The organism is Citrobacter sp. Cm046 (assembly GCF_030333065.1).
Taxonomy (GTDB): Bacteria; Pseudomonadota; Gammaproteobacteria; order Enterobacterales; family Enterobacteriaceae; genus Citrobacter; species Citrobacter murliniae.
In genome coordinates this window covers 120,822-146,548 of sequence record NZ_JAOWGP010000044.1, presented here as the reverse complement: position 1 = coordinate 146,548, position 25,727 = coordinate 120,822, and the positions used below count along the sequence as shown (strand labels likewise).

General features: G+C 51.4%; 26 protein-coding genes. 15 read left to right on the top strand and 11 right to left on the bottom strand.

Annotated elements, in window-relative coordinates; translation table 11 throughout:
• Positions 1–37: 37 nt before the first annotated feature.
• Positions 38–757 (bottom strand): fatty acid metabolism transcriptional regulator FadR, encoded by a 720-nt coding sequence (gene fadR / locus OGX98_RS18645; RefSeq protein ID WP_045443868.1) that lies wholly within the window; start codon positions 755–757, stop codon positions 38–40.
• A gap of 237 nt (positions 758–994) precedes the next feature.
• On the opposite strand from fadR, the gene nhaB reads away from it, so the two are divergent.
• The 3 genes from nhaB (at position 995) to OGX98_RS18630 (ending at position 3,662) form a co-directional block, all read left to right on the top strand.
• Positions 995–2,539, top strand: coding sequence for a Na(+)/H(+) antiporter NhaB (gene nhaB, locus OGX98_RS18640; protein WP_225761008.1), 1,545 nt, complete (start codon positions 995–997; stop codon positions 2,537–2,539).
• 141 nt (positions 2,540–2,680) lie between these two features.
• Positions 2,681–3,211 (top strand): disulfide bond formation protein DsbB, encoded by a 531-nt coding sequence (dsbB, locus tag OGX98_RS18635; RefSeq protein WP_045443875.1) that lies wholly within the window; start codon positions 2,681–2,683, stop codon positions 3,209–3,211.
• Between the two features lie 109 nt (positions 3,212–3,320).
• Positions 3,321–3,662: a TehB family protein gene (locus OGX98_RS18630; protein WP_045443877.1), complete on the top strand. Its 342-nt coding sequence runs from the start codon at positions 3,321–3,323 to the stop codon at positions 3,660–3,662.
• A 29-nt stretch (positions 3,663–3,691) separates the two neighbouring features.
• Here the strand turns inward: OGX98_RS18630 and ycgN are convergent, their stop codons facing one another.
• From ycgN to OGX98_RS18615, 3 genes are all read right to left on the bottom strand, one after another.
• The gene (gene ycgN, locus OGX98_RS18625) at positions 3,692–4,138 is read right to left on the bottom strand and encodes a cysteine cluster protein YcgN (protein ID WP_045443879.1); all 447 of its coding nucleotides are present in this window, start codon (positions 4,136–4,138) and stop codon (positions 3,692–3,694) included.
• A gap of 92 nt (positions 4,139–4,230) precedes the next feature.
• Positions 4,231–4,890 carry a fumarylacetoacetate hydrolase family protein gene (locus OGX98_RS18620; protein WP_048221320.1) on the bottom strand — a complete coding sequence of 220 codons (660 nt, stop codon included), beginning with the start codon at positions 4,888–4,890 and terminating at the stop codon, positions 4,231–4,233.
• Positions 4,891–4,959: 69 nt separating this feature from the next.
• The gene (locus OGX98_RS18615) at positions 4,960–5,253 is read right to left on the bottom strand and encodes a YcgL domain-containing protein (RefSeq protein WP_045443883.1); all 294 of its coding nucleotides are present in this window, start codon (positions 5,251–5,253) and stop codon (positions 4,960–4,962) included.
• A 126-nt stretch (positions 5,254–5,379) separates the two neighbouring features.
• Here OGX98_RS18615 and minC point away from each other — a divergent pair, with 126 nt between their 5' ends.
• From minC to minE, 3 genes are read left to right on the top strand one after another with little or no spacing between them, the layout of a single operon-like run.
• Positions 5,380–6,087, top strand: coding sequence for a septum site-determining protein MinC (gene minC, locus OGX98_RS18610; protein ID WP_200011062.1), 708 nt, complete (start codon positions 5,380–5,382; stop codon positions 6,085–6,087).
• A gap of 23 nt (positions 6,088–6,110) precedes the next feature.
• Positions 6,111–6,923, top strand: coding sequence for a septum site-determining protein MinD (minD, locus tag OGX98_RS18605; RefSeq protein ID WP_045443887.1), 813 nt, complete (start codon positions 6,111–6,113; stop codon positions 6,921–6,923).
• Between the two features lie 3 nt (positions 6,924–6,926).
• Positions 6,927–7,193, top strand: coding sequence for a cell division topological specificity factor MinE (gene minE, locus OGX98_RS18600; protein WP_003833739.1), 267 nt, complete (start codon positions 6,927–6,929; stop codon positions 7,191–7,193).
• Between the two features lie 81 nt (positions 7,194–7,274).
• Here the strand turns inward: minE and OGX98_RS18595 are convergent, their stop codons facing one another.
• A complete protein-coding gene (locus tag OGX98_RS18595) occupies positions 7,275–8,192 on the bottom strand; it encodes a LysR substrate-binding domain-containing protein (RefSeq protein WP_045443897.1) in 918 nt (305 codons plus the stop codon).
• A gap of 103 nt (positions 8,193–8,295) precedes the next feature.
• Here OGX98_RS18595 and OGX98_RS18590 point away from each other — a divergent pair, with 103 nt between their 5' ends.
• From OGX98_RS18590 to OGX98_RS18570, 5 genes are all read left to right on the top strand, one after another.
• The gene (locus tag OGX98_RS18590) at positions 8,296–9,378 is read left to right on the top strand and encodes a tartrate dehydrogenase (RefSeq protein ID WP_045443899.1); all 1,083 of its coding nucleotides are present in this window, start codon (positions 8,296–8,298) and stop codon (positions 9,376–9,378) included.
• 259 nt (positions 9,379–9,637) lie between these two features.
• On the top strand, positions 9,638–11,239 hold the full coding sequence (locus tag OGX98_RS18585; RefSeq protein WP_286595730.1) for a BCCT family transporter: 1,602 nt from the start codon (positions 9,638–9,640) through the stop codon (positions 11,237–11,239).
• 47 nt (positions 11,240–11,286) lie between these two features.
• Positions 11,287–12,411, top strand: a complete 1,125-nt coding sequence (yeaW, locus tag OGX98_RS18580; protein WP_286595729.1) for a carnitine monooxygenase, oxygenase subunit YeaW — start codon at positions 11,287–11,289, stop codon at positions 12,409–12,411.
• An 18-nt stretch (positions 12,412–12,429) separates the two neighbouring features.
• Positions 12,430–13,878, top strand: a complete 1,449-nt coding sequence (locus OGX98_RS18575) for an NAD-dependent succinate-semialdehyde dehydrogenase (protein ID WP_286595728.1) — start codon at positions 12,430–12,432, stop codon at positions 13,876–13,878.
• Positions 13,879–13,937: 59 nt separating this feature from the next.
• Positions 13,938–14,903: a PDR/VanB family oxidoreductase gene (locus OGX98_RS18570; protein ID WP_048221315.1), complete on the top strand. Its 966-nt coding sequence runs from the start codon at positions 13,938–13,940 to the stop codon at positions 14,901–14,903.
• Between the two features lie 50 nt (positions 14,904–14,953).
• Here OGX98_RS18570 and rnd read toward each other — a convergent pair whose 3' ends face one another.
• From rnd to yoaA, 5 genes are all read right to left on the bottom strand, one after another.
• The gene (rnd, locus tag OGX98_RS18565) at positions 14,954–16,069 is read right to left on the bottom strand and encodes a ribonuclease D (RefSeq protein ID WP_045443915.1); all 1,116 of its coding nucleotides are present in this window, start codon (positions 16,067–16,069) and stop codon (positions 14,954–14,956) included.
• A gap of 84 nt (positions 16,070–16,153) precedes the next feature.
• On the bottom strand, positions 16,154–17,839 hold the full coding sequence (gene fadD / locus OGX98_RS18560) for a long-chain-fatty-acid--CoA ligase FadD (RefSeq protein WP_136345473.1): 1,686 nt from the start codon (positions 17,837–17,839) through the stop codon (positions 16,154–16,156).
• A gap of 204 nt (positions 17,840–18,043) precedes the next feature.
• Positions 18,044–18,625 carry a Slp family lipoprotein gene (locus OGX98_RS18555; RefSeq protein WP_045443922.1) on the bottom strand — a complete coding sequence of 194 codons (582 nt, stop codon included), beginning with the start codon at positions 18,623–18,625 and terminating at the stop codon, positions 18,044–18,046.
• Between the two features lie 94 nt (positions 18,626–18,719).
• Positions 18,720–19,415 carry a tRNA (adenosine(37)-N6)-threonylcarbamoyltransferase complex dimerization subunit type 1 TsaB gene (tsaB, locus tag OGX98_RS18550; protein ID WP_286595727.1) on the bottom strand — a complete coding sequence of 232 codons (696 nt, stop codon included), beginning with the start codon at positions 19,413–19,415 and terminating at the stop codon, positions 18,720–18,722.
• Positions 19,416–19,473: 58 nt separating this feature from the next.
• On the bottom strand, positions 19,474–21,384 hold the full coding sequence (yoaA, locus tag OGX98_RS18545; protein WP_045443927.1) for a DNA repair helicase YoaA: 1,911 nt from the start codon (positions 21,382–21,384) through the stop codon (positions 19,474–19,476).
• A 130-nt stretch (positions 21,385–21,514) separates the two neighbouring features.
• On the opposite strand from yoaA, the gene OGX98_RS18540 reads away from it, so the two are divergent.
• Positions 21,515–21,859 (top strand): RidA family protein, encoded by a 345-nt coding sequence (locus OGX98_RS18540; protein ID WP_045443929.1) that lies wholly within the window; start codon positions 21,515–21,517, stop codon positions 21,857–21,859.
• 6 nt (positions 21,860–21,865) lie between these two features.
• On the opposite strand, the gene OGX98_RS18535 is transcribed toward OGX98_RS18540, so the two are convergent.
• On the bottom strand, positions 21,866–22,051 hold the full coding sequence (locus OGX98_RS18535; RefSeq protein WP_045443940.1) for a YoaH family protein: 186 nt from the start codon (positions 22,049–22,051) through the stop codon (positions 21,866–21,868).
• A gap of 83 nt (positions 22,052–22,134) precedes the next feature.
• On the opposite strand from OGX98_RS18535, the gene pabB reads away from it, so the two are divergent.
• The 3 genes from pabB (at position 22,135) to sdaA (ending at position 25,626) form a co-directional block, all read left to right on the top strand.
• Positions 22,135–23,496: an aminodeoxychorismate synthase component 1 gene (gene pabB / locus OGX98_RS18530; RefSeq protein ID WP_225761063.1), complete on the top strand. Its 1,362-nt coding sequence runs from the start codon at positions 22,135–22,137 to the stop codon at positions 23,494–23,496.
• 3 nt (positions 23,497–23,499) lie between these two features.
• Complete coding sequence (locus OGX98_RS18525; protein ID WP_045443946.1) at positions 23,500–24,078, top strand: CoA pyrophosphatase; 579 nt, start codon at positions 23,500–23,502, stop codon at positions 24,076–24,078.
• A 183-nt stretch (positions 24,079–24,261) separates the two neighbouring features.
• Complete coding sequence (sdaA, locus tag OGX98_RS18520; RefSeq protein WP_045443949.1) at positions 24,262–25,626, top strand: L-serine ammonia-lyase; 1,365 nt, start codon at positions 24,262–24,264, stop codon at positions 25,624–25,626.
• Positions 25,627–25,727: the final 101 nt, after the last annotated feature.

The following is a 25,727-nucleotide window of genomic DNA, read 5'->3' as shown; positions in this document are numbered from 1 at the left end:
CTAATGCCGGATGACGCTGTCATCCGGCATTTAGCGATTAGCGGCCCTGAATAGCTAAATCACCCGGCAGATTCTTCTGCATACGATGCCAAATTTCACCACTATCGTGACCATAGCGGCGCACCGTTTCATATACCTGGTCATGAGAACCCTGCTCACACAGCTCTGACAGTTTACGGTAGAAATTCAGCGCCAGACCACGGGCTTCCGGGTTGGCAAAGTAATGACGGCCAATACGCGTATACAGCCCTTTCATTCCGTTCAGGATCAGACCATAAATCGGGTTACCTGACGCAAATGCCAGGCCGCGGAAAATGTTGTAGTCCAGATCGGCGAATGCGTCAGCATGATCGGCAACCTGATTCGCCGTCGCCAGAACGTCCTGCGCTTTGTCCGGATGCTGGCGGAACGCAGTACGAATAAAGATCGTCGAAATATTGGTTCGCACCGACAGCAAATTATCAATCAACTGCGGGACGCTCTCATGATCGAGGCGCGCCAGCGTTTCCAGGATGTTCAGCCCGGACGTTTCCCAGAAATTATTCACTTTCGTCGGTTTACCGTGTTGAATGGTCAACCAGCCGTCCCGCGCCAGGCGTTGCAATACTTCACGCAACGTGGTTCGTGTGACTCCGATGAGTTCAGAGAGTTCACGTTCTGCGGGCAAAATAGTGCCAGGGGGGAAGCGGTTATTCCAGATACTTTCAATGATGTACTCTTCCGCGAACCCCGCCGGGCTTTGCGCCTTAATGACCATAGTAATAATTCCATTACACAGCAAAACATAGTTACAGTTATCATACCAGACGGGTTACATAGCTGATAGCTGACACCATGAAGAAAAAGTGGATCAAGGCTTCATTTTCCGGATAACGCTGAAGTACATCTGCCGCGAGGCGTCACGTGAAGAGCTTGCCTGCAATCCTTCGTCCCGCTAAGCTTTGCGGTCAAACATAAAAACATGATTTCATTTTTATAGGTAAGGGAAACTGCCATGGAGCTCTCCTGGAGTCGCGCGTTGTGGCGCAACTTTTTGGGCCAGTCACCAGACTGGTACAAACTCGCATTACTTGTCTTCTTAATCGTTAATCCGATCATATTTTTCATTAACCCGTTTGTCGCAGGCTGGTTACTGGTTGCCGAATTCATTTTTACGCTGGCAATGGCGCTAAAATGCTATCCGCTGCTACCGGGTGGGCTGTTGGCCATTGAAGCCGTGATCATCGGCATGACCAGCGCCGCACATGTTCGCGAAGAGGTTGCCGCCAATCTGGAAGTGATATTGCTGCTGATGTTTATGGTGGCAGGCATCTACTTTATGAAGCAGTTGCTGCTGTTTATTTTTACCCGACTGCTGCTCAGCATCCGTTCCAAAATGATGCTGTCGCTGGCTTTTTGTGTTGCCGCAGCCTTCCTTTCCGCGTTCCTTGATGCATTGACTGTGGTTGCAGTGGTAATAAGCGTGGCGGTAGGTTTTTATGGCATCTACCATCGCATCGCCTCTTCCCGTGGTGAAGATAATAATATGCTCGATGACAGCCATATCGATCAGCATAATAAAGCCGTGCTTGAGCAGTTCCGCGGTTTTCTGCGCAGCCTGATGATGCACGCGGGGGTCGGTACAGCGCTGGGTGGCGTGATGACCATGGTGGGAGAACCGCAAAACCTGATTATCGCTAAAGCAGCGGGTTGGCATTTCGGTGACTTCTTCCTGCGCATGTCGCCAGTAACCGTCCCGGTATTGATTTGTGGACTGTTAACCTGCGTACTGGTCGAGAAATTACGCTGGTTCGGCTACGGTGAAACGCTGCCAGAGACGGTACGTGAAGTCCTGCAGCAGTTTGACGATCAAAGCCGCCTGCAGCGCACCCGCCAGGATAAAATTAAACTGATCATTCAGGCGATTATCGGCGTCTGGTTGGTGGTCGCCCTGGCTCTGCATCTGGCAGAAGTCGGGTTGATTGGCCTGTCTGTTATCATCCTGGCAACCTCTTTAACCGGTGTAACCGACGAGCATGCCATTGGGAAAGCATTCACCGAATCGCTGCCGTTCACCGCACTGCTCACCGTATTTTTCTCTATTGTTGCCGTGATTATCGATCAGCAACTCTTCGCGCCGATTATTCAGTTTGTTTTACAGTCATCAGAGCACGCACAGCTCACCCTGTTCTATCTCTTCAACGGCCTGCTCTCTTCTATCTCCGATAACGTTTTTGTTGGGACAATTTATATCAACGAAGCGAAAGCGGCGATGGAACACGGAACAATCAGCCTTAATCAGTTTGAGCTGTTAGCCGTAGCGATCAATACCGGCACCAACCTGCCTTCCGTCGCCACGCCTAATGGTCAGGCGGCTTTTCTGTTCCTGCTGACCTCCGCACTGGCACCGTTGATTCGACTTTCCTATGGCCGCATGGTATGGATGGCTCTGCCTTATACTCTCGTCCTGACACTAGTTGGGCTTCTCTGCGTGGAGTTTACGCTCGTCCCGGTGACCGAGTGGATGACACAAACAGGCTGGTTAGCCACACTTTCATAGCAATTCACCGGGCAAATCACTGCCCGGTTTGACTTTTTGCATGATAATTATCCAATTACACAATATTTCAATTGCCGCTAGTGGCGCTTAAATTGAATTGGTTTAAACTGCGGTCTCTACGCATGTTGCAGGGAAATTATTATGTTGCGATTTTTAAACCAGTGTTCCCGTGGTCGTGGGGCATGGTTATTGTTGGCGCTCACCGCTTTGGCTCTGGAACTGGTCGCGCTGTGGTTCCAGCACGTTATGCTGCTTAAACCTTGCGTGTTGTGTATTTATGAACGTAGTGCATTATTCGGCGTGATGGGTGCTGGAGTGGTGGGGGCAATCGCGCCGAAAACACCGCTGCGCTACGTAGCAATCATTATCTGGATTTACAGTGCATGGCGCGGCCTGCAGTTGGCGTATGAACATACGATGATTCAGCTTCACCCGTCACCCTTTATGACCTGTGATTTTGCCGCGCGTTTCCCGAGCTGGTTACCACTGGATAAATGGCTGCCGCAGGTATTCCTCGCATCCGGTGATTGTGCTGAACGTCAATGGTCCTTTTTAACCCTGGAAATGCCGCAGTGGCTATTGGGGATTTTTGCTGCTTATCTCATTGTCGCCGTGCTGGTGTTGATTGCTCAGCCGTTTAAACCGAAAAAACGCGACCTCTTCGGCCGCTAACAGAACGCTCCTCCGGGAGCGTTTTTTTTACCATAATGTCGTTGCCTGGTGGCATTTATAAGATGTATATTAAATACATCTTATAAATGCCACACCAAGGAGATGTCTTATGTCCCACTTACGCATCCCGGCAAACTGGAAAGTTAAACGCTCTACCCCCTTCTTTACTAAAGACAATGTCCCTGCAGCATTGCTTTCTCACCACAACACGGCAGCAGGTGTCTTTGGACAACTCTGCGTGATGGAAGGAACGGTAACCTATTACGGTTTCGCCAATGAAGAAGCGACAGAACCTGAGGTGAAGGTAGTTATCAATGCCGGTCAGTTCGCAACCAGCCCACCGCAGTACTGGCATCGTGTTGAATTAAGTGACGATGCACAATTCAATATTAATTTCTGGGTTGAAGATGACAACCACGGAGATGAGATGTATCAGGCGAAAAAGTCTTAATCTTCAACGCCTGCTGATCAATGGGCGGTTCATTCCGCCCATGAAGGTTTGTTCAAAATATGGTCCTGCCAGTCATACACTTCCGATTCTTTCACTGCAATATGCCGTACCGAAATGCGTTCACCATGCATTGCCGCTTTAGAACCGGTCAGCAACGGGTGCCAGTCTGGCAACCCTTTACCTTCCGCTAACAGACGATAGGCACAGGTCATCGGTAGCCATTCAAAAGTCGGGAGATTATCACGCGTTAACTTAATACAATCAGGCTCATATTCGAATCGGCGTTCATAATTACGGCACTGGCAGGTTTTAATGTTGAGCTGACGACAGGCGACGTTGGTAAAGTAAATTTCGTCGGTGTCCTCATCCATCAGCTTATGCAGACAGCATTGACCACACCCATCACATAATGACTCCCACTCGGCATCGGTCATTTCATCCAGGGTTTTGCTTTGCCAGAAAGGTTTGTCGCTCATCAGGGTATCCGCTATTGCAATAAAGCTGCACCTTATAACCAGTCTGGCACGCTGATGCAAGTTTTGCCGCCCGAAAAGGCGGCAAGAAGAGATTACAGCACTCGGGTCGTGAGAGTCTGACCATGGAAACTAATAGCCAGCTCATCACCACTATGCAATGGCCCAACACCTTCCGGCGTCCCCGTCAGCACAACATCACCCGCTTTAAGCGTGAAGAAACGGCTCATATAGGCAATCAACGGGACAATTTGATGGATCATATCCGCTGTGGAACCGTGTTGACGTTTTTCACCGTTTACTGTCAGACCGAGCTGCGTATTTTGCGGATCGCCGTTAAATTCCGAAACAGGAATAAAGCCAGACAACGGACAGGAGTTATCAAATCCCTTCGCTTTCTCCCACGGCTGACCCGCCTTCTTCATTTTGCCCTGAATATCACGCAGGGTCAGATCCAGAGCCACACCATAGCCAGCGATGGCTTTGCGCACGTGCTCTTCCGTCGCCTGGCGCAGAGTCGAACCAATCAGCACCGCCAGCTCAACTTCGTGGTGAACAGATCCCATATCCGCCGGGATCACCAGCGGCTGACGCAGATCGCACAGTGCGGTTTCAGGTTTTATGAACAGGACCGGTTCATCGGGCGTTGCACTACCCATCTCTTTAATATGGTTTGCATAATTGCTGCCTACACAAACCACTTTACTTACCGGGTAATCCAGCAGAGCACCATGCCAGTTGTGATGTTGATACATTACTTTCCCCTAACGTAGTCATTGATTTCATAAACTGCATCGATGGGACACGCTACTGCCGGATACAGTTTAAGGTTTAACGTCTGGTGTATTTTGTTTAACCACAGACAGATGCTGTTTGAGTAAATCTTCTGGCGGTGGCGGTAATTGTAAATAATAGCCCTGCTCAGTTAACGCCTGTTTTACTTTTTCAAGATCGGCGTTGACGAGTTTTTTACGGCCATCAAGCGGTAAAATCATTGCCAGCTTCGGTTGACCAAATCCTTTCATCAGTTCTTCAGGAACGCGTGAGAAATCGTCTTTTTTTTCGACATATAAATAGGTCTGGTCACGTTTGCTGCTTCGGTAGATCACACAAAACATATCTTTTACTCTGAATTCAGGGAATGGTGGCTTGCCTCAATATAATACTGACTATAACATGCCTTATAGTCTTCGGAATATCACCCCGCGCTGGGGATGATAAATAGCAAATTGAGTAAGGCCAGGATGTCAAACACGCCAATCGAGCTTAAAGGCAGTAGCTTCACCTTATCAGTGGTTCACTTGCACGAAGCAGAACCCGAGGTTATTCGTCAGGCGTTGGAAGACAAAATCGCGCAGGCACCTGCTTTTTTAAAACATGCTCCCGTGGTGATCAACGTCAGTGGCCTTGAAAGCCCGGTAAACTGGCCGGCGCTGCAAAAAGTGGTCGCATCTACCGGCCTGCGTATTATTGGCGTCAGCGGCTGTAAAGACGCCAAACTTAAGGCTGAAATAGACGAATTGGGTCTTCCTTTACTCACTGAAGGTAAAGAAAAAACCATCCGTTCCGCGCCAGTTAATACCCCGGCCCCTGCCGCGCCACCACAAAACGTTACTCCCATCACAAAAACGCGATTAATAAATGTACCGGTTCGTTCCGGTCAGCGTATTTATGCACCACAATGTGATCTGATTGTTACAAGCCACGTCAGCGCAGGCGCTGAGCTTATCGCTGATGGTAACATTCACGTGTATGGTGTGATGAGAGGCCGTGCACTGGCGGGCGCCAGCGGTGACCGGGAAGCACAAATTTTTTGTACCCATCTGACGGCAGAACTGGTGTCTATCGCAGGTGTATATTGGCTGAGTGATAATATCCCAGCAGAATTTTATGGCAAAGCGGCTCGTCTGCAATTAGCAGAGAACGCTTTGACAGTTCAACCGTTGAATTGATCCCTTTTTAACAAGGAATTTCTATGGCACGCATTATTGTTGTTACTTCGGGTAAAGGGGGCGTTGGCAAAACAACCTCCAGCGCGGCCATCGCTACAGGTTTGGCCCAGAAGGGAAAGAAAACTGTCGTTATTGATTTTGATATCGGCCTGCGTAATCTTGATTTGATTATGGGTTGTGAACGCCGCGTCGTTTACGACTTCGTCAACGTGATCCAGGGCGATGCGTCGTTAAATCAGGCGTTAATCAAAGATAAGCGTACCGAAAATCTCTTTATTCTTCCGGCCTCACAGACTCGCGATAAAGACGCGCTGACGCGCGAAGGCGTCGCAAAAGTTCTGGATGATCTGAAAACGATGGGCTTCGATTTCATCGTCTGCGACTCCCCGGCAGGTATTGAAACCGGCGCGTTGATGGCCCTGTATTTTGCTGATGAAGCTATCATCACCACCAACCCGGAAGTTTCATCCGTACGTGACTCTGACCGTATTCTGGGTATTCTGGCGTCGAAATCTCGTCGCGCTGAAAATGGTGAAGATCCGATTAAAGAGCACCTGTTACTTACGCGCTACAATCCGGGCCGCGTAAACAAAGGCGACATGCTCAGCATGGAAGATGTACTGGAGATTCTGCGAATCAAGCTGGTCGGCGTGATTCCTGAAGATCAGTCAGTCCTGCGCGCGTCTAACCAGGGTGAGCCGGTTATTCTCGACATCAATGCTGATGCCGGCAAAGCCTACGCAGATACCGTAGACCGTCTGTTGGGAGAAGAACGTCCTTTCCGCTTCATTGAAGAAGAGAAGAAAGGTTTCCTCAAACGCCTGTTCGGAGGATAAGTTATGGCATTACTGGATTTTTTTCTCTCGCGGAAAAAGAGCACAGCAAACATCGCTAAAGAGCGACTGCAGATTATTGTTGCGGAACGTCGTCGCAGTGACGCCGAGCCGCATTATTTACCGCAGTTGAGGAAAGATATTCTCGACGTTATCTGTAAGTATGTACAAATTGACCCCGAAATGGTCACCGTACAACTTGAACAAAAAGACGGCGATATTTCTATCCTCGAACTTAACGTGACATTACCTGAAGCAGAAGAGTCTAAATAACGTCTTTTGTAAAAGAGTATGGTCAGCAGCAAAAAGGCAGATTATTCTGCCTTTTTTATTTTTCCCCCAGCCAACTCGCATTTATTCCAGAGAAAACCTGGGGTAATTCTCCTCAAAATAGCGGCGCAAAAACTCAACCGTAATACGAATTTTGGCCGATGTCGCCAGGCGAGAAACATATACAGCCCAGATATTAGCTGGCTGATAATACTCTGGTAATATCTGAACCAGATGTCCGCTAGTAATGTTGTCGCATACATCCCACCACGAACGCAGCGCAATACCCTGCCCATCCAGACACCACTGATGAACAACCTCACCGTGATTAGATGATAATGGACCCGTCACTTTAATCGAGTGCTCACCTTCTTTATTACGCAATTGCCAGATGCCAAACGGATGATCACGTTCTTTAATTACCAGGCAGGGAAAGCTTGCCAGTTCATTCAGTTGCTTAGGCGCACCGTATTGCGTCACAAATTCTGGTGAAGCGCACAGGATGCGATAATTAGTCGCCAGCTTTCGTGCTATCAAATTAGGAGCAATATCATCACCAATACGAATATCAAGATCGACACCTTCATTAACCAGATCCACCAACCGATCCTCAACATCGAATCTTAGCTCAAGCTGCGGATACTGTTTCGCCAGTGCAGACAGTGCAGGCGCCACCACCTGGCGACCAAAGCCAAAGCTACTGATAATGCGCAACATACCCTGAGGGATCTGCCGGACATCAGACAACTCATCCATCATCTGATCCACATCCTGCAGGATCCGCTGCGCCCATTCGTAGATCCGCTCTCCCTCTTCCGTGATGGTCACTCGCCGCGTGGTGCGGTGTAACAACACGACATTCAGCGTCTGTTCAAGCAGCGCAACGCGCTTGCTGATAAACGCGGGAGAAACGCCCAACTCCTCAGCAACAGCGGCAAATCCTGCACGACGGGCAACCAGCATAAAGACGCGTAAATCATTTAGCAGCGGCAGATTATTCATGATCTGTGTTTTATGTTTCACCAGTTAGGGGGATTAACTCTTAATCAGTCAATTATAGGATAAGGGGAAAGTCAATTTTGATGGCGTACAAGTGAGAGCTGCTATGAAGAAAACCTGTCGTATTGCCGCTATTCCCGGAGATGGTATTGGTAAAGAAGTCCTGCCTGAAGGCATTAATGTGTTACAGGCGGCTGCGGAGCGTTGGGATTTGTCGCTCAGCTTTGAGCAAATGGAATGGGCCAGCTGCGAATACTATACGCATCACGGAAAAATGATGCCGGATGACTGGCATGAGCAGCTAAAATCATTCGATGCTATCTATTTTGGAGCTGTCGGTTGGCCAGATACCGTGCCGGATCACATCTCATTATGGGGATCATTACTCAAGTTTCGGCGCGAATTCGATCAGTACGTCAACCTGCGTCCGGTTCGCCTGTTCCCCGGCGTTCCCTGTCCACTGGCAGGAAAAAAACCAGGCGACATTGATTTTTATGTCGTGCGCGAGAATACCGAGGGGGAATACTCTTCACTGGGCGGGCGAGTAAACGCAGGAACCGAGCATGAAGTGGTCATTCAGGAATCCGTCTTCACCCGTCGTGGAGTCGACCGCATTTTGCGTTACGCGTTCGAACTGGCCCAGAGCCGTCCACGCAAAACGTTAACCTCTGCAACCAAATCAAACGGTCTTGCCATCAGTATGCCCTACTGGGATGAACGCGTTGAAGCCATGGCAGCTCAATATCCTGAGATTCGCTGGGATAAGCAACATATCGATATTCTGTGCGCCCGTTTTGTTATGCAGCCTGAACGCTTTGACGTGGTGGTCGCCTCGAACCTGTTTGGCGATATCCTTTCCGATTTAGGCCCTGCTTGCACAGGGACAATTGGTATTGCCCCTTCTGCAAACTTAAACCCGGAACGCACCTTTCCATCGTTGTTCGAACCGGTACACGGTTCGGCACCAGATATCTACGGCAAGAATATCGCCAACCCGATTGCCACAATCTGGGCGGGAGCCATGATGCTGGATTTCCTCGGCAACGGTGATGCAAATTATCAGGCTGCTCACGATGGGATCGTGGCGGCGATTGAACAGGTCATTGCCAGTGGTCCTAAAACACCGGATATGAAAGGGACCGCCACCACATCACAGGTTGGCCAGGCCATCTGTCAGGCCCTTCGTTAAAGGTCAAACCACTTAATTTGAGCCGCGTCACTGACGCGGCTTTTTTATGCGTTCAATTGCTGAAATAACCTGCGCGAATTCACCTTTTATTATTTCCGTTCCGTGTTTTATTGCTTCACGCATCGGGCAATTGTTTAATTCATGTAAAGAACAAATAATTAAAATGTTAAATAACGAAGCGACACATTGTACCCCTACAGCATGATAACAACGACAGGCTAATGCCAAACGCGGGCAACTTATGCCCAGGAGATCACCCATGTTGAGCAACGTAAAGAAAAAAGATGTGCCACTCATAGCCATCAGCCTGGTGGCCATTCTTTTTATCGCAGCCACACTGAGTTTCTTCCCTCAGCAATCCGCACAAGCGGCAAACACCATTTTTAATGGTGTCACCCGCATGCTGGGTTCAGCAGTCCAGATACTGGTCCTCATGGCTATGGGACTGGTCATCTATCTTGCCACCAGCAAGTACGGCAACATTCGTCTGGGAGAAGGCAAAGCGGAATACAGCACTCTTTCCTGGCTGTTTATGTTTATCTGCGCCGGGTTAGGTTCTTCCACGCTCTACTGGGGCGTTGCAGAATGGGCCTATTATTACCAGACACCGGGCCTGAATATCGCCCCCCACTCGCAAAAAGCACTGGAATTCAGCCTGCCCTACTCTTTTTTCCATTGGGGGATCAGCGCGTGGGCAACCTATACGCTGGCCTCATTAACCATGGCTTATCACTTCCATGTGCGTAAAAACAAAGGGTTGAGCCTGTCCGGTATTATTGCTGCAATTACTGGCGTTCATCCGCAAGGCGTCTGGGGGCGCTTAGTCGACCTGATGTTCCTGATTGCCACCGTCGGCGCGTTAACCATCTCCCTGGTCGTCACCGCAGCCACCTTTACTCGTGGCTTATCGGCTCTCACTGGTCTGCCGGATAACTTTACGGTGCAGGCATTTGTGATCCTGTTTTCGGGGGGCATCTTCTGTCTCAGCTCCTGGATTGGCATCAATAACGGCTTACAACGTCTGAGCAAAATGGTTGGCTGGGGCGCATTTTTGCTGCCGCTGCTGGTATTGATCGTCGGCCCAACCGAGTTCATCACTAACAACATCATCAATGCCATCGGCCTGACAACACAAAACTTTTTGCAAATGAGCCTGTTTACCGACCCTCTCGGTAATGGTGAGTTTACCCGCAACTGGACGGTATTTTACTGGCTGTGGTGGATCTCCTATACCCCTGGCGTAGCGATGTTTGTTACCCGCGTTTCCCGTGGACGCAAAATTAAGGAAGTGATCTGGGCATTGATCCTTGGTAGTACCGTCGGTTGTTGGTTCTTCTTCGGGGTGATGGAAAGTTACTCTATCCATCAGTTTGTTAACGGTGTAATTGATGTTCCGCAAATAATGGCAACGCTTGGCGGCGAAACGGCCGTCCAGCAGGTACTGATGTCACTACCCGCCGGGAAACTGTTCCTGGTGGCCTATCTGGCTATCATGATTATTTTCCTCGCCTCACATATGGATACTGTGGCCTATACCATGGCGGCCACCAGCACGCGCAATCTTCAGGAAGGTGAAGATCCCGAGCGCGGCTTACGCCTGTTCTGGTGCGTGGTCATTACCTTGATTCCATTATCGATTCTGTTTACCGGTGCTTCACTGGAAACCATGAAGACTACCGTGGTACTGACCGCACTTCCCTTCCTCGCCATTTTGCTGGTGAAGGTCGGCGGTTTTCTTCGCTGGGTTAAACAGGACTATGCCCATATTCCTGCTCACCAAATTGAAAGTCATCTTCCCGACGCACAGGGCGGCGAGCCTGTCACGCCACCCGCCGGGGCATTACTCAAAGGCGACAGTTGAGCGCCAGTACAAAAACATCCTCTTACTCACAAATTAAAGGTAATCCAATGAGCAATCTGAGCCCTGAGTTTATTCTGCCGCAAAATTTTTGTGCCAACCCGCAGGACGCATGGACCATCCCGGCACGGTTTTATACCGATCAACAGGCGTTTGAGCACGAGCAAGAGAACGTGTTTGCCAAAAGTTGGATTTGCGTAGCCCACAGCAGCGAACTGGCAAAACCAAATGACTATGTCACTCGTGAAGTGATTGGCGAAAATATCGTGCTGGTACGGGGTCGCGATAACGTGCTGCGCGCTTTCTACAACGTCTGCCCACATCGGGGTCATCAGTTGCTAAGCGGCGAAGGGAAAGCGAAGAATGTCATTACCTGTCCCTATCACGCCTGGGCTTTTAAGCTCGATGGCAACCTGGCACACGCCCGTAACTGTGAAAACGTGGCCAATTTCAATAGTGAGAAAGCCCATCTCACTCCGGTACGGCTTGAAGAATATGCCGGATTCGTATTTATCAATATGGATCCGAATGCCGGCAGCGTTGAAGATCAACTCCCGGGACTGGCAGCGAAAGTTGTCGAAGCCTGCCCTGATGTACACGATCTGAAACTGGCTGCGCGCTTTACGACTCGCACACCTGCCAACTGGAAAAATATCGTTGATAACTATCTGGAGTGCTACCACTGCGGTCCGGCACACCCTGGTTTTTCCGACTCGGTACAGGTTGACCGCTACTGGCACACCATGCATGGCAACTGGACTCTGCAATACGGTTTTGCCAAACCATCAGAGCAGTCATTTAAGTTCGAAGAAGGCGTTGATGCCGCCTTCCACGGTTTCTGGTTGTGGCCATGCACCATGCTCAACGTCACGCCAATTAAAGGCATGATGACCGTTATCTATGAGTTCCCGGTGGATGCAGAAACCACACTGCAAAACTACGACATCTACTTCACCAATGAAGAACTCACCGAAGAGCAGAAAGAGCTGATTGAATGGTATCGCAATGTCTTCCGCCCTGAAGATTTACGTCTGGTCGAAAGCGTACAAAAAGGGCTGAAATCACGCGGCTATCGCGGTCAGGGACGCATTATGGCAGATACCAGCGGCAGCGGGATTTCTGAACACGGTATTGCCCATTTCCATAACCTGGTAGCCCAGGTGTTTCAGGATTAATCCTTGAAGGAGTTCGTCATGACCGTCTTTCAGACTTCACTTTTCCGCCAGCAGGCGTTTATCGCCGGGAACTGGTGCGACGCCGATGACAACAATACGTTATCGGTCAGCAATCCGGCGACAGGCGCTATTCTGGGGAAAATACCCAATATGGGAATGTCAGAGACTCAGCGGGCTATTGATGCCGCCTCTCAGGCGTTACCCAACTGGCGTGCAATGACCGCAGCCCAGCGTTCCACTCTGCTCAAAGCCTGGCATCACTTAATTCTCGACAACAAAACGGCGCTGGCGCAAATCATGACTGCCGAACAGGGAAAACCGCAGACAGAAGCGGAGGGCGAAATTGTCTATGCCGCTTCGTTTATTGAGTGGTTTGCCGAACAGGCAAAACGCACCAACGGTGAAATCATTCCCTCTCCTACAACGGACAAGCGGTTGATGGTGATCCGCCAGGGCGTCGGCGTCTGCGCCGCGATTACGCCGTGGAACTTCCCCGCCGCCATGATCACCCGCAAAGCCGGTCCGGCACTGGCTGCAGGCTGTACGATAGTGATAAAACCGGCCAACGAGACGCCGTTCACAGCACTGGCACTTGCCGAGCTCGCACGTCAGGCCGGCATTCCCTCAGGCGTCATCAACGTCGTAACAGGAAAATCACGCGAAATTGGCGCTCAGTTCACCGCTGATGATCGTATACGTAAGCTCTCGTTCACGGGTTCAACAGAAGTCGGACGCGTCCTGATGCGCCAGTGTTCTGACTCCATCAAAAAGGTGTCACTGGAGCTGGGGGGTAATGCGCCGTTTATTGTGTTTGATGACGCAGATATTGATAAAGCCGTCGAAGGGGCGTTGGTTGCCAAGTTTCGCAACGCCGGACAGACCTGTGTCTGTGTGAATCGTTTTTATATTCATCAGGCCATTTACGACACGTTTTGCGAGAAGTTTGTCGCCCGTGTCGCCGCGCTGAAGGTAGGCAATGGTGAGCAACCAGGCGTACAGACCGGACCACTGATCAACAGCGCCGCCGTAGACAAAGTACAATCACTTCTTGATGACGCCCTGACGCGTGGTGCCACGCTGTTAACCGGCGGCCAACGCCATGCGCTGGGCGGAAACTATTTTACCCCTACCGTCATCGGCAACGTGCAGCCAGGCACGCAACTGTTACAGGAAGAAATCTTCGGACCGGTCGCCGCGCTGGTGAAATTTGACGATGAACAGGACGTGATCCACCAGGCAAACGATACGATCTACGGTCTGGCATCTTACTTCTATAGTAATGACGCTGCGCGTATCTGGCGAGTTTCTGAGCAGCTTGAATACGGCATGGTGGGGATCAATACCGGGCTTATCTCTAATGAAGTTGCCCCGTTTGGCGGCGTCAAACAGTCCGGCCTTGGGCGTGAAGGCTCTGAACACGGTATCGAAGATTACCTGGAGATGAAATATCTCTGCCAGGGGCTGTGACACAGATTCCGGCGCGCAGGGTTAACCCGCGCCGGACAGATTTTTAAGGGAGTGCCGCGATGTCTGAATATCAAATGCATGAAGTGCGGGTCAGCCGGATTGAGACCATTACTCCACATGTAAAACGTTTCACCTTAGTTGCCTCTGCAGGCGGCTCGTTACCCGCGTTCAGTGGAGGCAGCCATATAATCGTGCAGATGCGCGATGGCGAAAATCTCTACAGCAATGCCTATTCGCTGATGAGTTCACCGCTTGATACCACCGCTTATCAAATAGCTGTACGACTGGAGGAGGAGTCCAAAGGCGGCTCACGTTTCTTACACCAGAACGTGAACGCTGGCGACACGCTGACGATATCCACACCAAATAATCTCTTTGCCCTCGAACCTCAGGCACGAAAACATATACTGATTGCAGGAGGCATTGGCATAACGCCCTTTTTATCGCAGATCCCGGAGCTGGAACAATCACACGCTGAGTGGCAACTGCATTACTGCTCCCACAGCCCGGAAAGCTGCGCATTTCATCATGAACTCACTCAGCACATCAACGCCGAGCGCATTCATCTGCACCTTTCTACCGAAGGCACCCGCCTTGACCTGGCGCGTCTGCTGGCCGATGTAGAACCCGGCACGCATATTTACACCTGCGGCCCTGCTGTACTTAACGATGCCGTAAGACGCGAAGCCGCCCGCCACGCTCTGGACAACGATACGCTACATTTCGAACAATTTGCCGTGGAAGATAAGAGCGGTGATGCGTTCACCCTTGTGCTGGCACGTTCTGGACGTGAATTTGTCGTTCCGGAAGAGATGACTATTTTACAGGTTATCGAAAATAACAAAGCGGCCAGGGTGGAATGTCTATGTCGCGAAGGCGTATGCGGTACCTGTGAAACGACAATTATTGAAGGGGAAGCGGATCATCGCGATCAGTATTTCAGCGACGATGAGAAGGCCAGCCAGCAAAGTATGCTCATCTGTTGCTCGCGCGCCAAAGGCAAACGTCTGGTCCTTGATTTGTAATCACGTCAGGCCGGGTGAGCGATAGCGCTACCCGGCTTAGTCTGATCAACTTACTGCGGATATTCCAGCAACAGTGCGTTAAGACGCTCGGCCATCAGTTCACCACGCCAACCGGAAATCAGTTCCGGCAGGGAAGCCTGCGGCTTTAGTTTCCAGTGCCAGTTGAGAAGCTGATTTATCTGACGGCGCGAAGCCAGTAACTCAACGCTGAGATTATGTTCCGCACTCACCTCTGCAACCAGTGCCTTAATGGCCTTGAATGCCTTGCGATATCCCGGCATATCCATCAGGTTCAGCAACGGTTCCGGCAATGATTCTTCCGGCAGAGCCTGAGCCTTCTCCACCAGCGAAATCAGCGTCTTGCCGTGAAAACGAATCTCGCTACCGGAAAGACCCAGACTGTCCAGTTCACCCAGACTACCTGGCATATAGCGAGCGACAGACCACAGGTGTTCTTCACGTACCACAAAGTTCACCGCCAGATCGCGCTCACGCGCCTTACGTAATCGCCAGTCAGCCAGCAGTTGCAGGCAGGCAAGCTGGCGGGTTCGTAGTTGCCAGGCATTGGTTATCTCACGCCACGCATCTTCAGGCGCCAGAATTTCCTGACGACGCTGCTGCATTAAACGGCACTCATCCAGCGCGGCGGGCAGCCAGCCAGAGGCATCAGTCTCTGTCATCAGCTTTTGGGTGATCGGTAATAAATACCAGACATCCGCTGCCGCATACTCACACTGACGCTCAGTTAACGGACGCGCCAGCCAGTCAGTGCGGGATTCGCTTTTATCCAGCGCCACTCCCGTATACTCTTCCACCATCGCGGCAAATCCCCACGATAATGGACGTCCGCAGAACGCAGCCAGAATTTGTGTATCAATCAGCGGCTGTGGAAGTTCGCCAAAGGCGTTGAGAAACACTTCCAGGTCTTCACTTCCTGCATGCAGGAATTTGGTAATGGCAGTGTCCTGCAAAATGGTCTTCAGCGGTGACCAGTCGGTGATCCCAAGCGGATCAATCAGAGCAACGTGTTTGCCATCAAACAACTGGATCAGACCCAGTTGCGGGTAATAGGTACGTGTGCGAACAAATTCAGTATCCAGGGCAATAGCCGGAAACTCACGAACGGCTTCGCACAGCGTGGCCAACGCGTCGTTCGTGGTGATCATTTGGTAATTCAAATCGTGCTCTCTCAGGTTTGCACCAAAAAAAACGCCGGTTTAACCGGCGCTTTCTGATGGCTGTCTTAACGCTTAGCTTTTATTGTCCACTTTGCCACGTGCTTCGTCACGTAATTCTCGTCGCAAAATTTTGCCAACGTTTGATTTTGGCAGCTCATCACGGAATTCCACCAGCTTCGGCACTTTATAGCCCGTCAGCTGACGTCGACAAAAGGTAATCAAGGCCTCATCGGTTAACGAGGCGTCTTTCTTCACCACAAAAATTTTCACAGCCTCACCGCTGCTGCCCGACGGCACACCAACTGCGGCCACTTCCTGGACACCTGGGTGTTGCATCACCACATCTTCAATCTCGTTCGGATAGACGTTGAAACCTGAAACCAGGATCATATCTTTTTTGCGATCGACAATCCGCAGGAAACCTTCATCATCCATCACCGCAATATCACCGGTGTGCAACCAACCGTCTTTGACAATTTCATCTGTTGCATCTGGTCGCTGCCAGTACCCCAGCATTACCTGCGGACCTTTAACGCACAGCTCGCCAGGTTCCCCTGGTGGCACTTCGTTATCGTCGTCATCCACCAGTTTAACGTCAGTGGAAGGAACCGGCAGGCCGATACTGCCACTGTGATAATCGATATCGTGAGGGTTGACACTCACCAACGGCGCACACTCGGTCAGGCCGTAACCTTCCAGCAGATACTGTCCGGTCAGCTTCACCCAGCGTTCTGCTACCGCCTGCTGTACCGGCATACCGCCACCCGCGGAGAGATGCAGTGATGAAAAGTCCAGTTGCTGAAATTCTTTGTTATTCAACAAAGCGTTAAACAGCGTATTGACGCCGGTCATCGCGGTAAACGGGTATTTTGCCAGCTCTTTCACCAGACCCGGAATATCTCGCGGGTTAGTGATCAACAGGTTTTGACCACCCAGTTCGATAAACAACAGGCAGTTCATGGTCAACGCGAAGATGTGATACAACGGCAGCGCAGTCACCACCAGCTCTTTACCCGGATGCAGCAATGGACCGTAGGTAGCATTGACCTGTTCCAGGTTAGCCAGCATATTGCGGTGCGTTAGCATTGCGCCTTTCGCCACGCCAGTGGTGCCACCGGTATACTGCAGGAAAGCCAGATCTTCAGAAACCACTTCAGGCTTCACATACTGCATGCGATAGCCGTTTTGTAACGCGCTGCGAAACGAGATGGCATCAGGCAGGTGATATTTCGGCACCAGACGCTTGATGTACTTGACGACAAAGTTAACCAGCGTCCCTTTAGCGGTAGAAAGCTGATCGCCCATACGTGTCAGGATCACATGTTGAACCGACGTTTTATCGACCACTTTCTCCAGCGTATGAGCAAAGTTGGAGACAATCACGATCGCCGCCGCACCGCTGTCATTAAGCTGATGCTCCAGTTCCCGCGGCGTATACAACGGGTTAACGTTCACGACGATCATTCCGGCACGCAGGATGCCGAACAATGCCACAGGATACTGCAGCAGGTTAGGCATCATTAGCGCGACACGATCGCCCTTTTTCAGCCCAAGCCCCTGTTGCAAGTAGGCTGCAAATGCCCGACTACGCTCCTCCAGTTTGCGGAAGGTCATCACCTCCCCCATATTTACAAACGCGGGCTGGTCAGCATAGCGCCTTACTGAGTGTTCAAAGAGCTCCACCAGGGATTGATAACGGTCAGGATTGATCTCCGCGGGAACGCCCTCGGGATAACGGTTAAGCCAAACCTTTTTCAATACATCACCTCTAAAATGCGTATTCGTCGTCATCACAACCCCAGACAATAAACAAACTATTAACATAATATTAACTCAGCGTACCAGTTTGTTTATTACACAACGACAAGGTTGCGAAGCGCGTCACTATTTATTTTTTTTATATCCACGTTAATGCAGAAACAGCGGACGAGCCGCTGTTTCTTTTACCAATAAAACAAAGAGTTACTCTGTTACTATCGTCTGAACCTGTGCGGGACCGGGATTGTACCATCCCCAACCGCCATAGCCGTATGGCCAGCCACGCGCACCATAGAACCAGGGGTCAATCGGTTGCGGTGGCATCACGATCTGCTGAGTAATATGCCAGCGTTTATAACCTGTTACCTGCATCAGCATAAACTTATACGGCGTACTACCGATTTTACCGTCTACCGTGCCGCTAATCGGTCCCACGACGGTAACCAGTTGTCCACGAAAATCAACCGGATCGAGGAAGCCGTTTACATCAGCATAAATCCTTCCGCGTGAGGCTTCTCCCAGTATTGGTCGCGCGCCACTGTCGAGCGGAACGGTAGCAATCTCCAGACGGGATTTCCCCTGCTGATTCTGAATGTCCACCACTTTACCGCCGAAACGCGCTTCCTGTCCGACGTACAACTGCGGTGCATTCATCACCCGCACCAGATCCTGCTGCGGTGTAGGGCTTGAACCTTTAATCGCATCCGGAATGGTGACGCAACCGCTTAGCATTAATGCTAATACACCAGCCAGTACACCTTTCATTACCTGTTTTTGAACCGCCATGTGCGACTCCCTTTTCTCAGCGCCTGCCCTGTCTCTGTCAAACTGCCGCGTATGAACTGCAATTCAAATTAATCAGGGTATTTACTACTAAGATTCATTCTTTCCCAGGAAGTTTCTTCCACGCTACGGTGTTACGTAAATAAACCGGTTCAGCATGTTCCACCGCAACCGTCTTTCCTGCTGCCAGCATTTGAGTGGCGACAGGCAACATGTCTTCAGCAGCCGGAAGCAAAACGCCGCCATCAATCAGCATCAGACCACTGTCTTTGCCGAGTTCAGGCCATGCCGACCAGCCTGTGCCAACCGTCGCCCAATCGCCGGAAAGTTGCAGCAAACGCTCATGAACTTGTTCTGGTGTTAATACCGCTTCCGTCTCTTCGCCGTTCCAGACGCCGTCTTCATCACGCTGGTATTCGGCCCAGTAAACTTCACCCATACGTGCGTCAATCGCCGCCAGCACGCGCATTGCCCCAGTTTTACGCCAGGCTCCCTGCGCCATTGTTGCCAGAGTTGAAACGCCGATCATGGGTAATTCCGCACCTAATGCCAGCCCCTGAGCAATACCGATACCAATACGTACACCGGTAAAACTTCCGGGACCGCGACCAAACGCCAGCGCGTCGATCTCCGTTAAGGTAGTACCGTCATCAGTCAGGATGTCCTGAACCATCGGCAGGATTCGTTGGGTATGTTCTCGTGGGCAAAGCTCGAAATGAGCCTTGATATTACCGTCATTCCACAGGGCAACAGAGCACGCTTCTGTGGCGGTATCGATAGCCAGAATTCGCATGGGTCTTCGTGATCAGATCAATAAATTTGGCGCGCATCTTACCATACTCCGTAACAAATTACTCAGCCGTTGGTATAGCAAGAAATCGAACAGCGCGGGCAATGTCACGCGTACGCGGTGCCGGCGGCAGACTCGCCAGGAAGGTGGCGCCATAGGGTCGCATCACCAGCCGGTTGTCACAAATCACCAGCACACCGCGATCGTCAGCATCACGTATCAAACGCCCCACCCCCTGTTTCAGGGTGATAACCGCATCCGGGAGCTGGACTTCGTCAAAAGGATCGCCGCCGCGCAGGCGGCAATCTTCCATTCGCGCTTTCAACAATGGATCGTCCGGTGAGGTAAACGGCAGCTTGTCTATAATAACCAGCGAAAGCGTATCACCACGCACGTCCACCCCTTCCCAGAAACTACTGGTAGCCACCAGTAAAGCATTCCCCGCGCTAACAAACTGTTGCAGCAGTTGCCCTTTGCTGGTCTCTCCCTGCAACAACACGGGAAGCGTCATGGTGGCGCGAAACTGTTCCGCCAGGTCGCGCATCATCGCGTGCGAGGTACACAGCATAAAACAACGACCGTTGTTCGCCTCGATGATTGGCCGCAACATAGATGCCAACTGGCGCGCCGCCCCTGGCTGATTGGTTTGCGGTAGATTACGTGGTACGCACAGCAGCGCCTGACGCGTGTAATCAAAGGGGCTAGGCAGCAGCATCGACTCCGCCTGTTCAATACCCAGCCGCGCCGTAAAGTGGTGGAGATCATCGTTTACCGACAACGTCGCTGAGGTGAAAATCCAGCAGCCCGGTTTTTGTTCCATCACTTCTTTGAATTTATCCGCCACCGTGAGTGGCGTCAGCGCCAGGGTGAAATGGCGCGAGGTGCATTCATACCAGTAGCTGAACCCTGGCTGGTTAATCTCTTTTAGCCGTTTCAAACGGGTGCGATACAACGTGGCTCGCTCAAACGCCGCATCCAGCAGTGCCGAACGTCCCAGAGAGAGTTTTGCCACGTCGTAACACAGCTCCAGGGTATCATCGAGCAGTAAAAATGCTCGCTGCACGCGCTGATCCGCCAGCAGCTCCCGCAGGTTGCCGCGATAGCCCGGCTCACCCAGTTGCAGGCGGAAATCCTGTGCGCTTTGAGCAAGACGGTCAGCACACTTTTGTAGCTGTTGAGTATCTTTCAGCTCGGTGCGATACGCGATGGTAATGTCCTTTGCCAGGTCGAGAAGTTGGCGGCTGGAGAGTGACTGACCAAAATACTGGCTGGCGATATCCGGTAGCTGATGGGCTTCATCGAAGATCATCACGTCAGCCTCAGGGATCAGTTCACCGAACCCACTCTCTTTCACTACCATATCGGCAAGAAACAGATGGTGGTTTACCACTATAACGTCTGCGTCCATCGCTTTTTTACGCGCTTTGACAACAAAACACTCTTTATACAGCGGGCAGTCGCTGCCCAAACAGTTGTCGTTGGTGCTGGTCACCAGCGGCCAGGCCTGTGAATCTTCGGCCACACTGACACAGGTGCTGATGTCTCCATCGAGGGTTTGATTTGACCACGATCGCAACAGAATAACGTCGCTTAATATCTGGACCGGCAGGTCACCGCCCGCCAGTGCCTGTTGTTCGAGTCGCTCCAGGCAAAGGTAGTTGGAGCGCCCTTTCAATAGCGCCAGTTTGCCGGTGAATTTCAACGCTTTTGCCACAGTAGGCAGATCGCGGCTGTAAAGCTGATCCTGCAGTGCTTTCGATCCGGTAGAGATGATGACTTTCTTTCCAGCGCGCAGCGCGGGGGCAAGATAGGCGTAGGTTTTCCCTGTTCCGGTCCCGGCCTCTACGACAAGCGGCTGTGATTTTTCAATGGCATGCGCGACGGCCAGGGCCATCTGTCGTTGTGGTTCACGTGGTTTAAAACCCGGTATCGCTTTAGCCAACTGACCGTCTGCTGCAAAATCGTCCGTCACACTACCCCCTGTTCATTTGAACAGGGATTATGTCAGGCCATCGGGTCTTTCGCCAGTTGAAGAGGTGACGTCAGACTGACATTATGGCAGTCTTGCGGCGTAAAAATGGAAATTTAACGAGGAAAAATGTATGACTATCGTGCGTATTGATGCCGAGGATCGTTGGTCTGACGTGGTGATTCACAACAACACGTTGTATTACACCGGTGTGCCGGAAAATCTGGATGCAGACGCATTCGAACAAACGGCAAACACGCTGGCGCAAATTGATGCTGTGCTGGAAAAACAGGGCAGCAACAAGTCACGTATTCTTGATGCTACCCTGTTTCTGGCTGACAAGAACGATTTTGCCGCTATGAATAAGGCCTGGGATGCCTGGGTTGTTGCCGGTCACGCCCCGGTACGCTGCACCGTACAAGCCGGGTTAATGAACCCAAAATACAAAGTTGAGATAAAGATTATCGCTGCGGTGTAACCGACGTTACTCGTCTTCGTCTTCATCTTCAAAACGCGCCACGATCCGTTCGCCGGTATGGCTGGCGCGTAATTCAGCAGCCACTTTCGTAATCGCCTCGCCACTGCTCATCCCCTGGGATATCAGTTCATGAATGCGTTCAACCGCCTGTTGCTGCTGATCGTGCGTGAGTGAAGGTAAACCTGCAATCATGGTGAACTCCTGCTAAATTATTAGCGCTAATTATTTCATGCTACCCGGCACATAGCCAGTGAAGTAGCAACGAGTCAGGACTGATGAAGACGTTATCTCCCGCTGTAATCACACTACCCTGGCGTCTGGACGCCGCTGAGCACTATTTTGCCACATTAAGCCACCAGCCCTGGGCAATGCTTTTGCATTCAGGCCATGCCGACCATCCGCATAGTCGCTTTGATATTCTGGTCGCCGACCCCATCACAACGCTGGTCACACGTGCTGAAGAGACCGTTGTGCATGACCGGCACGGTACTATGCAAACGGTTGATGATCCGATGACGGTCTTACACTCGGCGCTGACATCGCTGGCTATTCAGCCCGATTATAATCCCGATCTTCCGTTCCAGGGAGGCGCGCTGGGTCTGTTTGGCTATGATTTAGGCCGCCGTTTTGAATCTCTGCCAACGGAAGCCGAACAGGATATCACGCTACCGGACATGGCGGTTGGCATTTACGATTGGGCGCTGATTGTCGATCATCAGTTGCAAAAGGTGTCACTACTTAGCCACTCCGATGTGCAGGCACGACGCCGTTGGCTGGAAAATCAACAGATATCCGTGCGCGAACCGTTTTCGTTAACATCCTCGTGGCGGTCCAACATGACCCGTGCGCAGTACGGTGAAAAATTCCGTCAGGTGCAGCGTTATCTGCACAGCGGCGATTGCTATCAGGTCAATCTTGCCCAGCGCTTTCAGGCGCATTATCAGGGCGATGAGTGGCTGGCGTTTGTACGTCTAAACCATGCGAACCGCGCCCCGTTCAGTGCATTTTTACGTTTTGAGGAAGGGGCGATTCTAAGCCTTTCGCCTGAACGTTTTATTCAGTTAGAAAACCAGCACATCCAGACGCGTCCCATTAAAGGCACATTACCCAGACTGGACTCCCCTGATGCCGATCGTCTGCAGGCTCAAACACTGGCGAACTCTCCAAAGGATCGGGCGGAAAACCTGATGATCGTCGACTTGATGCGCAACGATATAGGCCGCGTTGCCGTGCCAGGCTCGGTAAACGTACCAGAGCTCTTTGTGGTTGAGCCGTTCCCAGCCGTGCATCATCTGGTCAGTACCATCACCGCGCATTTGCCAGAGACGTTGCATGCAGCAGATTTGCTACGCGCAGCCTTCCCAGGAGGGTCAATTACCGGCGCGCCGAAAGTTCGGGCAATGGAAATTATTGATGAACTGGAGCCACAAAGACGTAACGCCTGGTGCGGCAGTATTGGTTATCTGAGTTTTTGCGGCAATATGGATACCAGTATCACCATCCGTACTCTGACAGCTGTAGACGGACAGATCTACTGCTCTGCGGGCGGCGGCATTGTTGCAGACAGTCAGGAAGACGCGGAATATCAGGAAACGTTTGATAAAGTGAATCGTATTTTGCACCAACTGGAGAACTAAACAGTGGAATACAGCAACCTGACGCTTGATGATTTTTTATCGCGCTTCCAGCTTTTGCGTCCGCAAATAAACCGGGAAGCGTTAAACCAGCGCCAGGCAGCTGTACTTATTCCTGTAGTCCGGCGCGCGCAACCAGGACTCCTGTTGACCCAACGTTCCGTTCATCTACGCAAGCACGCCGGACAGGTCGCTTTTCCCGGCGGTGCCGTGGACAGCAGCGACGCTTCACTGATTGCCGCCGCGTTGCGCGAAGCACAGGAAGAAGTCGCGATTCCGCCCGAATCAGTGGAAGTGATCGGCGTTTTGCCTCCGGTCGACAGCGTAACGGGCTTCCAGGTCACTCCTGTAGTGGGGATAATTCCACCTAATTTGCCCTATCGGGCCAGCGAAGATGAAGTTTCCGCCGTTTTTGAAATGCCGTTGGCACAGGCCCTGCATTTGGGACGCTACCATCCACTGGATGTTTATCGTCGTGGCGATTCTCATCGGGTCTGGCTCTCCTGGTATGAGCATTATTTCGTCTGGGGAATGACCGCTGGGATAATTCGTGAGCTGGCGCTGCAAATTGGCGTGAAACCCTGACTATACTTATCTTTACGCGCAGAAGACACAACCTGAAACTCCCGTCACAACATTAGTAAAATCGCGGTTATCTATTAGTTTAATTCATGTGAATAGTTAAGCCGATCGCCGCGTTCCCTCTTACACTATGCGCAGTTATAACATCGTTACTGGAAAGCCCAGTCGCCCTGTAGGAGTATTATCGTGATTAGTCTATTCGACATGTTTAAGGTGGGGATTGGTCCCTCATCTTCCCATACCGTAGGGCCTATGAAGGCAGGTAAACAGTTCGTCGATGACCTGGTCGAAAAAGGATTACTGGACAGCATTACTCGTGTTGCCGTCGACGTGTATGGTTCACTGTCGCTCACGGGTAAAGGTCACCACACCGATATCGCCATTATTATGGGTCTGGCAGGTAATGAACCTGCGACCGTAGACATTGACAGCATTCCCGGATTTATCCGCGACGTAGAAGCGCGTGGTCGCCTGCTGCTTGCGCAAGGCCAGCACGAAGTTGATTTCCCGCAGAATGACGGAATGCGTTTTCACAACGGTAACCTGCCGTTGCATGAAAACGGTATGCAGATCCATGCGTACAACGGCGAAACCGTCGTTTACAGCAAAACATACTATTCGATCGGCGGTGGATTCATCGTTGATGAAGAACATTTTGGCCAGGATGCAGCGAATGAGGTCAGCGTGCCTTATCCGTTCAAGTCCGCAACCGAAATGCTGGAGTACTGTAACAGCACTGGCTTGTCGCTCTCTGGCATGGTGATGCAGAACGAACTTGCGCTGCACAGCAAGAAAGAGATTGAAGAGTACTTTGGCAACGTCTGGCAAACCATGCAGGCCTGTATTGACCGTGGGATGAATACCGAAGGGATTCTGCCGGGTCCGTTGCGCGTTCCTCGCCGAGCTTCTGCCCTGCGCCGTATGCTGGTCTCCAGCGATAAACTCTCCAGCGATCCGATGAATGTGATCGACTGGGTGAACATGTTTGCGCTGGCCGTTAACGAAGAGAACGCCGCCGGTGGCCGCGTGGTGACTGCACCAACCAACGGTGCCTGCGGCATCGTGCCTGCGGTACTGGCTTATTATGACCATTTCATTGAGTCCGTCAGCCCGGATATTTATACCCGCTATTTCCTGGCGGCCGGTGCAATTGGCGCATTATACAAAATGAACGCCTCTATCTCTGGCGCGGAAGTGGGCTGTCAGGGCGAGGTTGGCGTGGCATGCTCGATGGCTGCGGCAGGTCTGGCGGAACTGCTGGGTGCAAGTCCTGAGCAGGTTTGTGTTGCTGCCGAAATCGGTATGGAGCACAACCTGGGGCTGACCTGTGATCCGGTTGCCGGACAGGTTCAGGTGCCTTGTATTGAACGTAACGCGATTGCCTCCGTTAAGGCTATCAACGCTGCACGAATGGCAATGCGTCGTACCAGCGCCCCGCGCGTCTCGCTGGATAAAGTCATTGAAACAATGTACGAAACCGGCAAGGACATGAACGCCAAATACCGTGAAACATCACGCGGTGGCCTGGCGATTAAAGTCCAGTGTGACTAATACTTATTTTTCGCCCATCTGCGACGGATGGGCGAATTTACTTCCTCATCCTCGTCTAGCGTAATTTTCCCCACTACACTTGCTCTGTTGCTGTTGGCTAA